Below are 14190 nucleotides of genomic sequence, written 5' to 3' on the forward strand. Positions count from 1 at the left end.
CGATCTCCCGCTCGGACAAGCGAAATACGGACAGTCGAAATTCATTTCTCACGATTCATCCTGTAAGGGCATCGGCATGGTCCATTCCATCAATGTCGGTGCCGATGTCGTCAAACGGGCTTGAAGCTGTTTATCTTGCCAATCGCGACAAACTCGTCCGGTTTCTTGCCGCGCGTGGTGCGGGCGATGCGGCCGAAGACTTGGTTAATGATCTTTGGCTAAAGATATCAACCTCTTCGTCATCGGGTCCGATCGCCAATCCCCTGTCATACCTGTTCCGGGCGGCCGATACGCTGATGATCGACCGCTACCGGGCGAAACGCCAGGGGGAGAAGCGGGAGCAGGACTGGTACGAGCTTCGCGGCAGTGGCGAGGCTTCGTCCGAGCCGGTGGGCGAGCGGGTGATCGGCGCACAACAGGAAGTGGCGAAGGTCGCCGCGGTCCTGGCCCGACTGGGAGCACGCCGGGAAGCCATCTTCCGGCGCGCCCGGATCGACGGCGTGTCGCAACGGCAGATCGCTGCGGAACTGGGCGTCAGCCTGAGTACGGTAGAGGCCGATCTGCGGATCGCCACCCGTGCACTGATCGAATTGAAGGATGAACTGCAATGACCGGCAGACAGGTCGACGAACAGGCGCTGGAATGGGCGATCCGCGCCGCCGATCCGCTCTTTGACGACTGGGACGGGCTGACCGGATGGCTGGAGGCCGATCCAGGCAATCATGACCGGTATGACGATGCGCTGGCCGCCATGGCGGAGGCGCGCGATCGCGTTGCCGCCATGCCCGTGCAGACCGCGCCGGTGGCCGCCAATGACGAACGGCCGGTACGCCACGGCTTTTGGCGTTGGGGCGGCAGCGCCACCGCCGCGATGCTCGTCGCGGTCGTCGGCGTATCCGTCTGGAGCGAGCGCAGCCAGCCCTATGCGGTCGAAACCGCGCCGGGCGAACAGCGCACGGTGCAACTGGCCGATGGCAGCGAGGTCGTCCTGGCCGGCGGTTCGCGCGTGACATTGGACCGGGCCGATGCGCGGGTGGCGAGCGTCGAGCGCGGCGAGATGCTCTTCCGCGTCCGTCATGACGCCGCGCACCCGTTCCGGGTGACCGCAGGCGACACGCAGATGGTCGACCTCGGCACGGTGTTCGACGTCACGCGCGATCCGGGACGGGTGCGCATCGCCGTGGCGGAGGGGGCGGTGATGGTCGCTCCGGACGGCGCGAAGCTGCGGCTCGATCCGGGGCAGGCGGTGGTGGCGAGCGGCGGGGAACTGCGTCGACAATCCGCGACGGATGTCGGCGGGTGGCGTGAGGGGCGGCTGACGTTCGACAACGCGCCCTTGTCCGACGTCGCGCGCGATCTCACCCGCGAGCTGGGTCGCACCGTCCGGGCCGACCCTGCACTGGCCGACAGACCGTTCAGCGGGACGATCGATATCCGCAGCCTGCGGAACGATCCGGCGCGGCTGGGTCGCTTGCTGGGCGTATCGGTCCGCATCGATGGCGAGGCATGGGTGCTGGGCGACGATCGGTGACGTTCGGTGCGGCTGCGGTGGCGACAGGATTGACGCTCGCCATGATGGCGGCGGCTCCGGCGGAGGCACAGAGCCTGTCGATCGACCTGCCTGCGGGCAGCGTCCGCGATCAGGTGACGACGCTGGGCCGCCTTGGCGGGATCAGCGTCGTGGTGACGGACCCCCGCCTCTGGTCGAAGCCGGTGCCGCGCCTGCGCGGACGGATGAGCGCGGTCGTCGCCCTTCGCCTGATCGCGGCGCGCTGCGGCGGCGAAGTCGAGGCGATCGACAGCCTGTTGTACCGGATCGTCCCCAGACGCACCCCGACACCTCCTCCGACGCCGCACCGCCCTCACCCCCAGCCCGAAGCGGCGAAGACGCCCGAGGCTCCTCCGCCCGACATCATCGTCATCGGCAGCAAACGCGATCTGCCGTTCGGGCAGACCGCCGGGCAGGTCATGCGTGTGTCGGGGCAGGATCTCGAACTCGGTGGTGCCGGTGGAACCGAACGGCTGACGTCACGGCTGACGACGATCGCCTCGACCAGCCTGGGGGCGGGCCGGAACAAGCTGTTCATCCGGGGCATCGCCGATTCCAGCTTCTCGGGTCCCAGCCAGGCGACCGTCGGCCAGTATTATGGCGACCTGCGGCTCGGCTACAACGCGCCCGACCCCGACCTGCGCCTCGCCGATCTGGCGGCAGTCGAGGTGCTGGCCGGACCACAAGGCACGCTGTACGGGGCGGGTTCGATGGGCGGGTTGATCCGCCTCGTTCCCAATCCCGTCGAGTTGGACCGGACCGGCGGTTCGGTGGCGATCGGGGCATCCACCACGGCCCATGGCGCACCCGGCTTCGACACACAGGCCGTCCTCAACCTCCCGGTCGTCACCGATCGACTGGGAATGCGGCTGGTCGCCACGGCGGTTGAGGAAGGTGGCTATATCGACAAGCCGCTGCTCGGTCGCCGCAACGTCAATACGACCCGTATCGCGGGCTGGCGCGGCACCGTGCATCTGAACATCACCGATGGCTGGAGCGCGGAGCTGATCGGGATCGCGCAGCGTATCCGGGGGGCGGACAGCCAATATGCGGATCGCGATGCCCCCTTCCTCACGCGCAGGACGCGCGTGGTAGAGGCGTTCGGCAATGATTTCGGCCAGGGGCAGTTCGTGCTGGATGGCCGGATCGGCGATGTCCGGTTGCGCTCGTCGACCGGCCTTACCGCGCTGGACCTGACCGAGCGCTATGACGCGACGATCCCCGGCGATCCCGCGACGCTCTTCGTCCAGACCAACCGCACCCGCATGGTCGCCAACGAGACACGCGCCTGGGTCACGCATGCCGACGGATCGGGATGGCTTCTGGGCGTGAGCTATACTGGCAATCGCACCCGGCTGTTGCGCTCCTTCGTCCAGCCCGGTCAGCGCTACCCGCTACCCGGCGTGTCCAATCGGCTGCACGAACTCACCGCCTATGGCGAGGCCAGCGTCCGGCTGACCCCGGCGATCCTGTTGACCAGCGGCGCACGGATCAGCCGGTCCGTGCTGTCCGGCGCGGCGGAGGATCCCCGCGAGCAGATCATGCCGATCGTGTCCGCCACCGCGGCGACGCGGCAGGAATGGTCCGTGCTGCCCTCCGCCTCGCTTCTCGTCGACCTGCATGGCGGCGCATCCGCGTTCCTGCGCTACCAACAGGGCTTCCGGCCGGGCGGTCTGGCGGTCGACGACGACTATATCCGCCGGTTCGACAGCGACCGGGTCTCGACGATCGAGGCCGGCTATCGCTTCGGCCGCGCGGCGCGGGATCCCTTCGCCCTGACGCTCACCATCGCCCATACCGATTGGCGGAATATCCAGGCGGACTTTCTCGATAGCGGGAACCTGCCGTCGACCGCCAATATCGGCAATGGCGACGTCTGGACCGTGGAGGCATCCGGGGCGATCCGCCTCGCAAAGGGGTGGCGCATGGAGGGAGCCGTCTCGCTCAACGACAGCAGCGTCAACGAACGCGGTCCGAACGACCTGCCCTTGCAGGATGCATCCGCCGGCGGTGCGGGAAGCCTGCGTCCCATTCCTAACATCGCGGATATCACGGCAAGGATCGGCATGATCTATGAGACCGCGCTCGGCGACCGGTCGCGGCTGAAGATTGATGGCTGGCTTCGCTATATCGGGCTGTCGCGCCTGGGGCTCGGCCCTTTGCTGGGCGATGAACAGGGCAATTACGCCGACAGCGCCGTGACCGCGCGTATGGGCTGGGACCGCTTCGGCGTAACCGTCGGCGTGACCAATATCCTGAACGCGCGGGGCAACCGTTTCGCGATGGGCACGCCCTTCGTCACGGGCAAGGAGCAGATCACGCCCATTCGTCCTCGCACCATCCGCATCGGACTGGACACGGCCTTCTGAAAAAATTCTACGGTGTCGGGCGCTCGGCTTCGTCATCGTCGTGCTGGCACCATCGCGTGGTGAGCGTGCCATGCAAGGCGGCGGGCATGTTCAGGCATCGGCCATGCCGATGACGGAACGTTTCGGCTGCTCAACTTGCAAACCGAACCGGACGATCGATCCGGCTTCGCCAGTAAGGACGATGAGATGAAGTTTGTAGTATTGATGACCACCGGCCTCGCCTCGGCAGCGGCGGCTACGCTGCCTGTTCCTGCGCAGGCGGCCCCGGGCAAGGTAGGCCTGGCCAATCCGGCATCGGTCTATTGCGGATCGATCGGCGGCAAGTCGTTCGTGCGCAAGACGCCATCGGGCGATGTCGGCTATTGCCGCCTGCCCAACGGTCGGGTCCATGAAGAATGGGCCCTCTTCCGCAAGAGCCAGAAGCGGTCGCCCAAGCGCCGCACCAATGCCCATCTGGCCAACCCCGCCTCTGCCTATTGCGAAAAGCAGAAGGGGACGATCGAAGTGAGCCAGGAAGAGAATTATTGCCATCTGCCGGACGGACGGATCATCGAGGAGTGGGAACTCTTCCGCGCCCAGCCGGTCGGCCGCGCCCGCTAAATATCAGTGCCGTGAGCCGCGTCCGAAAGAGCGCGGCTCATGCGTTGGCCGAAGCAGCCTGTTCCTCTGATATTGTTTGCCAGAATACTCGCTGACATCGTTTCAAAAAAAATTTCGGCGGCACCCAAGGCAATTCGGACAGGGTGACGTCTTGTGGATGTAGGGGGACGCGAACTGGTGCGACCCACTCGACCAAATATTCCAATTCGAAGGACCGATTTCCATGACCCTGGTTAGCACGCTCGTGCCCGCCTATCGCGGTGCGCGCCGGAACTCTGCCGCCCTGTTCGCAGGCTTCGCCGCAGCGATCGTCGTGGCGTCCCCTGCGGCCGCGCAGAAGGCCGAGCCAGGCACCTATGCCGTCGCCCGCGCCGGTGCGCAGATCGACTCCGACGTGAAACCGACCCAGGTTCTGGCCAAGGGCCAGACCGTCTCCAAGACGACGCCGACCCTGCCCAAGACTATCGACCATGACGGCGGCTTCACCGGCGAACTCGGCATGGGCTATGACTTCGGCGGCATCCGCGTGGAGGGAACGGCGGGCTACGACACCGCCAAGGTCAACGCCAAGGCGCTGAGCACCAAGACATATTCTGGCGCCGGGCGCACCAAGTCGTTCGATCTCGGGGTCGCCGCCTATGTCGATCTGGTCCGCGAAGGTCCGTTGAAGCCGTTCATCGGTGGCGGCATCGGTGCCTCGCGCGTCGACTATTCGATCAACCGCCTGATGATCGACAAGACCCCCGGAACGCAGAAGCCGATGGTCGCAATCACGGGCAAGGACTGGGGCTTCCGCTGGCACCTCGACGCCGGTGCAAGCTATGATGTGACGCCGCAGACCTCGATCGAACTGCTGGGTCGCTACTCGCAGACCGCGGGCTTGAAGATGAAGGCCGTGGCCCTCGACGAAAACCTGGCCCGCCAGACGGTCGATTACAAGCTGAAGAACACGTCGACCTCGATCATGGTTGGTGTCCGTCAGAAGTTCTGAAACCGAACCTCGTACCGAATGAAGGCGTCGCTCCCATGGCGGGAGCGGCGCTTTCGCTTTGCTCGAAGCGTAGGTTTGCGGCCGATCACCGATCGGCCGCGCCCCGCTCGTCTGTAGCTCGCCGCCAAAGCCTTCCTATCCGATGGCGGTGCGCCGATAACGATGGTCGTCCAGGCTGGCGATGTTCGTCGCGGCCCGCGCTGCATGATGGGCGATCGAGAAGCGGGCCATTTGCCGGGAGAGTTCGTCGGCCTCCCCCGCCAGGCTGCGGACCGCTGCCGTCGCTTCTTCGACCATGGCGGCATTCTGCTGCGTCACCATGTCCATCTGGCCGACCGCGATGTTGACCTGTTGAAGCCCACTGCTCTGGTTTTCCGCCGAGACGGCGATGTCGTTGACCAGATGGTTGATCTCCGTGATGCGCGTCACGATACGCGCCAGCGCCTGGCCCGTTTCGTTGACCAGGCCGACACCCGCATCGACCTGCTCGGCGGATACCGAAATGCGCGCCTTCACGTCCTTGGCCGCATCGGCCGATCGTTGCGCCAGCGCGCGAACCTCCGAGGCGACGACGGCGAAGCCCTTTCCGGCATCGCCCGCCCGTGCCGCCTCGACCCCGGCGTTCAGCGCCAGCAAATTGGTCTGGAACGCGATACCGTCGATGACCGAGATGATGTCGGAGATTTCGGTCGAGGCGCGCTCGATCCCGTTCATCGCCGCCACCGCATCCTCCATGATCCGGCCGGAATGCTGGACCTCTTCCTTGGCCTGGCCGACCATCTGGCGGGCCAGCCCCGCCTGATCAGCCGTCTTGCGCACGGTGGTCGTGATCTCGGCCATCGCGGCGGCGGTTTCCTCCAGGCTGGCCGCCTGTTGCTCGGTCCGCTGCGACAGGTCGTCGGAGGCCTGCCGGATGTCGGAAGTGCCATCGATGATACCGCTGGTCGAGGCCGAGACCTGGGCCATGGCCGCCTGAAGCGCGTCCGCCGCCCGGTTGAAGTCGCGCTTGATCGCGGCGAAGGGGCCGTCGAGATCGCTTTCCAGCCGGGACAACAGATCGCCCTCCGCCAATCTGGACAGGGCCGCCCCCACGCTATCGACGATCAGGCTGGCCTGTGCGGTCTTGGCCTCGTCCGCCGCCAGCAATCGCCCACGCAGATTGTCGAGCGCGGCGCCCAGCTGCCCGACCTCGTCGCGCCGGTCGGCATCGATCGAGGTCACGGCCATGTTCCCGCTCGCCAACGCCGTCAGGCCATGGGTGACCGCGTTCACCGGCCGGGCGATCTGGCGGACCAACAGGATGAGGATGGCGACGGCCAGCAACAGGCTGATCAGCATCCCCCCGAAAATGGCCCGGGAAATCATGACGAAGGCCGCCTCCTGCGACGCCTGTCTTTCGGCCAGAAGCCGGTTTTCGGCGGCGATCACGGCCCCCGCCTGCGCCCGCAGCCGGTCCATCAGCGCCTTGCCCAGTCCTCTGGCCGCGCTGGCCCGCGCTTCGGCCTGTGTCGCGGGCGCGGTCATCAGGGCGATATTGGGCTGCGCCACCTCGTCGCGCCAGCGCTTGGCCAGCGCCCCGACATCGGTCAGGCGGACCTGCTGCCCCGGATTGTCGCGGGTCAATTGACGGGCTTCCTTCATGGCACGGTCGAAGTCCGACGCCCCCTGCTCATAAGGGGCCAGAAAATTCCGGTCTGCCGCCAAGAGATAGCCGCGAAGGCCCGTCTCCTGATTGATCATCGCCTCGACGAGCTTGTTGGAGGCCATGATGACCTTGTACGTATGCTCGTTGATATTCGTCGTTTCGCGAACCTGATTCTTTTTGGTGTATATGACGAAGTTCGTCGCCAAGGTTAGCGCCAGAATAACTCCCAGACACAGGGCAAGCTTCCTTACCATCGTGAGGTTATCGAAAAAGCGCATAAGATCATAATCCGATGATATTCGCCTCGTGCCATACGCGGGCATTTGGCGACAAGCCTACAACATATCATGACCAATAATATTTAATATTCGTAATGCCAAAGTATTTATACAAGGCATCGATACAGCCATGACGCGCGATTGAATAGGAACACACCCGTTAAAAACCCGTATACAATTTGCAAATTCCTTGCCGCTTCAAGCAATCGGGCTTTTTGAAAAAAACTTTACTTGCTGGGAACCAAATGTAGCTTCGTGAATTCCGCACCCCTTGCCTAAAATCCTTCCACATTTGGTCGAATGCAACCGGCCCGATACTCCACTGCAATTGTAAGCATCGAGAATACTATTGGCCGGGCGATCGAAAACTGCCGCCATCACCCATGGTCGTGATAAACGGCCAGCGTTCTGGCCAGTGCGGCTTGGTCGAGCATCACGCGCTCGATATTCTGCTTCAGTTCGTTTCCTAGCGCCTGGGTGGTCGGAAGGGCGTGAGGCAGGGCTTCCCCCAAGGCGTGGAGCACCTTGAAGGCGCGAACGGCCACCTCCTCTTCTCCGGCGCCCTCACGTATGATCGGTGCGAAACCGGCGCGGATCAGTTCGTCCACGGAGGGTCTCGGCACATAGACCGGCGGCAATTCCTCATCCGGTGGCGACGCCTGCGCCGGAAGTTCGCTCAGGGTTCTGAGGAGGGCATTCATGACCTCGATCGCGGTGCCCGGATCGTTGGTGGCGGGCGCCAGCGCGCGTCCGGCGATCTCGCCCAGTGCGATCTGCCCCAGCCGCGGATCATGATCGAAATCGCGATGCCGCTCGATGACGAACGCACGTGACAATTCGCCATCGAGCTCCGCGCTCGCCCCGACCGCCCGGAGCAGCGGACGCCCCTTGTGTACCAGCGTGCCGGGAATCGCTTCCACATGCACGATGATGTCATGCTCCCGCGCCACGTCGGCGAGGTGCCCGATATCGACATGGGTCACATAGCCGATGCTCTGCGGGAATACCGATCGGGCGTCGGCGGGCACCGGGACCGCGGGTCTTCCGCCTTGATGGGGGTCTTTTGCGAACGTCACGATCGCGGATCGCGCCGCATCCTCTACCCGGTCGATCACGTCCGACATCCGGCCGAAGGCGGCGAGATGGGCGATCCAGCGCAACAGGGTCACGACCACCAGCACCACGAGCAGAACCGTGGAGATCAGGAGCAGCACACGCCCCTGCCCGCCATAAAGACGCGTCTGCAGGCCGATGATGCCGACGACGGAAAAGATGAAGGCCCCCAGGAAGGTCGACAGCGCGTTTTGCGACATGCGATCGGAGATCAGCAATTGCGTCGCGCGCGGCGTCGCCAACTGGGTCGCCGACGAATAGGCGCTGACCATCGCCGTCAGCGAAAAGGTGGTCACGGCCAGCATCGACGAGGCGATGATCTGCAGGACCGTACCGACCGCGTCTTGTCCGATGTCGCCGGTGAAATGATAGGGCACCGCGCGTGCGACGATGCCGGCGAATGCGGCGACCACGACGCTGGCCAAGCTGATGACGGCCGCGCGAAACCATATCTTCCGGGCAATACGATGGAGCAGCCATGCGATCCGAGCCTTGGAAATCATCGGGGCCCCTCGTCTCCTTTCGCCGCCGGTGCGGCCCTGGTTGAAGATGATCGCCATTCCTCCGCCATGGGTTCCCGCAGCGGCGGACGCAATCGAAGGCCGACAGTGAATTGTCGGGCGTTCGGCAGCTAATACGCAAGGCGCGGGTGTTCGGCTCACGGGTCTTCGCTCGATGGGTGAATTTCCCCATGGCGCGCCGGGCGCGTTTCCCTGGAAACCGTGGACGGCTTTACCGTTGCATCGCGCCGACAAACCGATGCAAGGCTTATGGATCAGAGAGTTACAGGGGGGCGGCAATGGTGAAGGCTTGGGGTTGGCTGCTGGGCGCCGCGATGATGACGATCGGGGTCCCTGTCCATGCCGAAGACGAACCCCGCTTCTGCCCCACCAGGCCCAGTCTTGGGGGTTCGAGTTGCACGACCGAGCCGGGGCGGGTGCATTTCGAGATATCTGCGCTGGATTGGCAACGCGACGACCAGCCCGATCAGCGTGAAGACCGTTTCGTGACTGCCGACATCCTGACCCGCTTGGGGATCGGCAAGAATACCGAGCTTCAACTCGAATGGGTCGGCTATGGTCGGGACCGGACGCGAGACAAGGCCACGGCCCTGATCGATACCGCGACCGGCACCGGCGATATGACCTTCGCCATCCGCCAGCATCTGGCCGGGCAAAAAGGAAAGCCGTTCTCCGCAGGCATACAGGCCTTCGTGACCGCGCCGACGGGCCGCTATCCGATCGGTGCGGGAAGCTGGTCGACGGGGGTCATCATCCCGGTCCAATATGACCTGACCGAAAAGCTCGCGATCGCCGTGACGGGCGAAGCCGATGCGGCGGCGAACCAGTCCGGCCATGGGCGGCATCTGGCCTATAGTGAGATTACCGGCCTGCGCTACAAATTCACCGAGGCGGTTACGGCCACGGCCGAGCTGTCGCTGGAGCGTGACGACGAACCCGATCAGCATGAGACGACGGCCTTGGCCGCCTTGTCGGCGGCTTGGCGGCCGACCAAGGTCCTTCAATTCGACATTCTGGCGGCGACCGGCCTCAACGCCGCCGCGCCCCATCTGCGGCTCGTTACCGGCGGCGCCATCCTGTTCTGACCCTTTCGTCCTCGCCCATCCCGTTTCCCGGAAGAGGCTCGGGCGATCCGCCGACGCCGGGTGGCGGCGTAAGGCTGTTCGATACGGATGCGTTTGCCCGATCGCGAAGGTCGTGCGTTCACCCGGCTCCGAAACGCCGAAGAAGGATAGGATGATGGATTCAGCCGCCCAGAGCCGCCGACGCGAGATCGCGACCGAGCATCTGCTGTTCAAGACGATGGAATATGTCGAGGCCCGGCATCCCGGCCTGCTCGACTTTCTGGAAGCGAGCCTCGACCATCTGGGCGATCCTTCGGACGGGCCGGACAAGGACGACGCGGCGGTTCGGGAGATTGCGCGGCGCATGATCATCGGTGCGCGACGCGAAGGCGCCTGAGCCACTCCGATGGCCCTGCACTTCGTGGGTTTTCGCGGTGACGAATATGCCCGCGCGGTGCGGGTCTTCGGACCGCCGGACTTCATCCATATCGGCTGGGACCGCTGGGCGAAACTGGAGATACAGCCCGACGACATGGCGGTTTTTGCAACCGGAACATCGGAGGACAAACCCTCCCCCTACAGCTTTCCCGACATCCGGGAGGGTTAGCGCCGACACCGGACGGCTTCTGGAGCAAAACCGTCGAGGGTCGTCGCGCAAAGCGGTCCGCGTCGATGCGGCCTCGCTGCGGGCTTCGCGTTAACGATCAGGAGAACGGGAGGGCTCGGTACGCCCCTCCCGTTCATCATGACATTCCACCGCAATTCGCCCTTGCCGTTGGTTCGGAACGTGCCGGCCGCCGCCCATCGGGGAAAATTAACCACGTTCCTTAACTGTCCATTTTAGGCAGTGATTTAACTTATGTTTCTAGTGCAGCCGGTCTGGAGGACCGATGCGCTTTCTAACCTGCCTCGCCTATGACCATGATCTCCGCCTGGTCGTGCTTGCCGCGATATTCTGCCTGACGGGGTCCGCGATCACGATCAGACTGCTTCAACGGCTGCGCTCCGCGGATCCTGGCACTCGTCCGGCCTGGGTGTTCATGGGCGGCGTGTCGACCGGCGCAACCATCTGGTGCACGCATTTCATCGCGATGATGGCGTATCAGCCGGGGGTGGCGGTGGCCTACGACCCGCTGCTCACCGCGCTTTCACTGGTCATCGCCATCTTCGGCAGTTCCATCGCCCTGGCCGTTGCGGCCCATCGTCGGCCGTTCGCCCCGGCGGCGGGGGGCATGCTCTTCGGCCTGGCGGTCACCGCAATGCACTATACCGGCATGATGGCTTTCGCAGCCAGGGGGCTGGTGGAATGGTCATCCGCCTATGTGGCCGCGTCGATCCTGTTCTCCATCCTTTTCGGTGCGGTGGCGTTCCGCCGCGCCTTGTCGCATGGCAAGCGGGGCAATCCCTGGCCCGCGACCGCGCTCATGGTGACGAGTATCGTCCTGCTCCATTTCACGGGCATGGCGGCCCTGACGGTCATTCCCGTCGCCCCGGAACCGGGCCAGGTGGACAGCCAGAGCGCCACGATGGTCATGGCGTTTGCGGTCGCGGCGGTCGGGCTGCTGGTGCTCGGCACGGGTTTTGCCACCTCGGTCTTGGATACGTCGGCGCATATCGCCTCGCAGCGTCGCCTGGCCCAGGTGATGGAGGGCAGCGTCGATGCGATGATCGTGGAAAGCGACGGCGTGATCGTCGCGGCGAACGGTGCCTTCACCGAGCTTCTGGGCACGGACGACGATGTCCTGGGCCAATCGCTGGACCGCTGGGTTTCGGACATCGGGTCGGTCGAGCCGGGTTCCCTGGCGCAGCGTGCGCTGCAAGCCGCCGACGGCTCCCCCATCCCCGTCGAGGTCGCCCTTCGCGTCGATACGAGCGAGACGAAATCCTACATGATCTACGCCCTTCGCGACGTGCGTCAGCGACTGGCGCAGGAGCGGCGCATCGCGCATCTGGCGCGCAATGACGGCCTGACCGGGTTGCCCAATCGCGCATCCTTTCTGGAATGGTCGCATCGCCAGGCGGCACCGGAAGGGCCGGGGCGTCCGCTGGCCTTGCTGTCGATCGATCTCGACCGGTTCAAGGAAGTCAACGACACCCATGGCCATGCCGCTGGCGACCATCTGCTGGCGACGATCGGCATGCGGATGAAGGCGCTGGCGCGGCCCGGCGAGTTCCTGGCCCGCCTGGGCGGCGACGAATTCGTCGCGCTGATCGGCATCGACAATCACGAGGATGCGATCGACCTGATCGATCGCCTGCGGACCGCGATCACCCTGCCCGTCGAATATGACCGCTCGACGCTGAGCTGCGGCATGAGCGTGGGTGTCGCGCTGTGGCCGCAGGATGCCGACGAGATTTCAGCGCTTATCAACAATGCCGACCTCGCCATGTACCGGGCGAAATCGAGCATCGCGACGGACTTCTGCTTTTACGAGGAGGAAATGGACCAGACGGTCCGCACCCGTCGTCGCATCGCCACCGAACTGCGCGACGCGCTGGACCATGACCAGTTCGCCATCCATTGGCAGGTGCAGGCCTCGGTCGAGACGGGCGAGATCACCGGATATGAGGCGCTGCTGCGCTGGACGAAACCCGATGGCACCAAGGTTTCGCCGTTTGAGTTCATCACCATTGCCGAACAGACGGGCCTGATCCTGCCGATCGGCGAGTGGGTCCTGCGGCGTGCTTGTCAAGAAGCGGCGGCCTGGCCCGTCCCGTGGAAGATCGCGGTGAACCTGTCCCCCGTGCAGCTCGGCCACGTCGACCTGCCCCGGCTCGTCCATCAGATACTGATCGAGACCGGCTTGGCCCCCACCCGACTGGAACTGGAAATCACCGAGTCGGCGATGATCACGGACCCGGAGCGCACGACGCATGTCTTGCGTCAGTTGAAATCGCTGGGTGTGTCGATCGCGATGGACGATTTCGGCACCGGCTATTCGTCGCTATCGACGCTGCGCTCCTTCCCCTTCGACAAGATCAAGCTCGACCGCTCGTTCATGACCGAACTGGATATCGCGCCGCAATCGGCCGCGATCATCCGGGCGGTGCTGGCGCTGGGCGAAAGCCTGGCCATCCCCATCCTGGCCGAGGGTGTGGAGACGCGTTCGCAGCTCGAATTCCTTCGCGCCGAGGGATGCAACGAAGCCCAGGGTTATCTGCTGGGCCGCCCCGGACTGATGAACCCGGATCAAGGCGTCGAGAAGCCGGGATCCGCCAAACACGCCGCCTAGGCGTTCGGCCTGGGCGTCCGGCGGATCGAATTCATCCCGCCGGACGCCCAGACCGGTTTCGGCGCGGCGTTCACACCGTCGGAGCCGCCGCACTGTAGAGCTGGCAGTCCGCGCGCTTGGCCCCGGTCAGATTGCCGTCATTGCGCAGGGAATAGCTGTTTCGCTCGCGGACGTTGAAGGCGACGAGGCGCCTGATCGTCAGCTTGCCGAACGCGGTTGTGATCAGGCTGACCGGCACGATGGGCTGGTAATCATAGACGACCTCGGCCACCATCACGGCCGTACCGCCCGCAGCGGCGATCTGGCTTCCCGACTTGCCGACGCCGTCGATGGTCGACGCGGTTTCCACAGCGCCATGATCGTCATTCGTCTTGTCGTCCAGATTGGTGATCGGGGCACCGGCATCGTTCATCGGACCGCCGGTCGACGACGACGCCGCCAGCGCGCCGGCGCAACGCTGCCACCGGAACCATTGACGGTATCCGTTGGGGTTGGTGGCCGACACCGGTCCCTTGCCCCCCGTTCCGGTGGTCGACGTCCGCTGTTCGAGATCGGACAGGATGATCCGCCCCTTGGATGCCAGGGAGAGCGGCTCCCCCATCTTCATCGCGCCGATCATGATCTCCGTCACATCGGCTTCGTCGATCGTGGTGCGGACCCGGCCCGCATTATCGGCGACCGCCATCGCGATCTGCGAAATTCGCAGGTTCGCCGTAACGTAGTTGCCGACCTCGACCCCGCCAAGGCCGATGAACAGGATCACCGGCGCGGCAAGCGCGAATTCGATCATCGCGACGCCGCGCCGATCGCGCGTCACATGTATGAAC

Annotated in this window: 12 protein-coding genes; 9 read left to right on the forward strand and 3 right to left on the reverse strand. The window is 64.7% G+C overall.

Features of this window, described 5'->3' with window-relative positions; translation table 11 throughout:
* Positions 1-92 precede the first annotated feature (92 nt).
* The 5 genes from NS355_RS04550 (at position 93) to NS355_RS04570 (ending at position 5509) form a co-directional block, all read left to right on the forward strand.
* Positions 93-611, forward strand: coding sequence for an RNA polymerase sigma factor (locus tag NS355_RS04550; RefSeq protein ID WP_244489554.1), 519 nt, complete (start codon positions 93-95; stop codon positions 609-611).
* Entirely contained in the window at positions 608-1531 is a 924-nt protein-coding gene (locus tag NS355_RS04555; protein WP_058744607.1) for a FecR family protein, read from the forward strand. The genes NS355_RS04550 and NS355_RS04555 overlap by 4 nt, the downstream gene beginning before the upstream one ends.
* Positions 1528-3918: a TonB-dependent receptor gene (locus tag NS355_RS04560; protein WP_244489555.1), complete on the forward strand. Its 2391-nt coding sequence runs from the start codon at positions 1528-1530 to the stop codon at positions 3916-3918. The genes NS355_RS04555 and NS355_RS04560 overlap by 4 nt, the downstream gene beginning before the upstream one ends.
* A 186-nt stretch (positions 3919-4104) precedes the next feature.
* The gene (locus NS355_RS18910; RefSeq protein WP_167345401.1) at positions 4105-4518 is read left to right on the forward strand and encodes a DUF333 domain-containing protein; all 414 of its coding nucleotides are present in this window, start codon (positions 4105-4107) and stop codon (positions 4516-4518) included.
* 223 nt (positions 4519-4741) lie between these two features.
* A complete protein-coding gene (locus NS355_RS04570; protein WP_058744609.1) occupies positions 4742-5509 on the forward strand; it encodes an outer membrane protein in 768 nt (255 codons plus the stop codon).
* A 135-nt stretch (positions 5510-5644) separates the two neighbouring features.
* On the opposite strand, the gene NS355_RS04575 is transcribed toward NS355_RS04570, so the two are convergent.
* Both NS355_RS04575 and NS355_RS04580 read right to left on the reverse strand, forming a co-directional pair.
* On the reverse strand, positions 5645-7477 hold the full coding sequence (locus NS355_RS04575) for a methyl-accepting chemotaxis protein (protein ID WP_345938789.1): 1833 nt from the start codon (positions 7475-7477) through the stop codon (positions 5645-5647).
* Between the two features lie 332 nt (positions 7478-7809).
* Positions 7810-9048 (reverse strand): DUF2254 domain-containing protein, encoded by a 1239-nt coding sequence (locus tag NS355_RS04580; protein WP_084787526.1) that lies wholly within the window; start codon positions 9046-9048, stop codon positions 7810-7812.
* A gap of 296 nt (positions 9049-9344) precedes the next feature.
* Between NS355_RS04580 and NS355_RS04585 the strand changes: the two genes are divergently transcribed.
* From NS355_RS04585 to NS355_RS04600, 4 genes are all read left to right on the forward strand, one after another.
* Complete coding sequence (locus NS355_RS04585) at positions 9345-10151, forward strand: transporter (RefSeq protein WP_058744611.1); 807 nt, start codon at positions 9345-9347, stop codon at positions 10149-10151.
* A gap of 151 nt (positions 10152-10302) precedes the next feature.
* Positions 10303-10527: a hypothetical protein gene (locus NS355_RS04590; RefSeq protein ID WP_058744612.1), complete on the forward strand. Its 225-nt coding sequence runs from the start codon at positions 10303-10305 to the stop codon at positions 10525-10527.
* A 9-nt stretch (positions 10528-10536) separates the two neighbouring features.
* Complete coding sequence (locus NS355_RS04595) at positions 10537-10737, forward strand: hypothetical protein (protein WP_058744613.1); 201 nt, start codon at positions 10537-10539, stop codon at positions 10735-10737.
* Positions 10738-11020: 283 nt separating this feature from the next.
* Entirely contained in the window at positions 11021-13363 is a 2343-nt protein-coding gene (locus NS355_RS04600; RefSeq protein ID WP_058744614.1) for a bifunctional diguanylate cyclase/phosphodiesterase, read from the forward strand.
* A 70-nt stretch (positions 13364-13433) separates the two neighbouring features.
* Here the strand turns inward: NS355_RS04600 and NS355_RS04605 are convergent, their stop codons facing one another.
* Positions 13434-14180 carry a TadE/TadG family type IV pilus assembly protein gene (locus NS355_RS04605; protein ID WP_244489556.1) on the reverse strand — a complete coding sequence of 249 codons (747 nt, stop codon included), beginning with the start codon at positions 14178-14180 and terminating at the stop codon, positions 13434-13436.
* Between the last annotated feature and the right edge of the window lie 10 nt (positions 14181-14190).

Origin of the sequence: Sphingomonas yabuuchiae, assembly GCF_001477495.1 — a bacterium.
Lineage (GTDB): Bacteria > Pseudomonadota > Alphaproteobacteria > Sphingomonadales > Sphingomonadaceae > Sphingomonas > Sphingomonas yabuuchiae_A.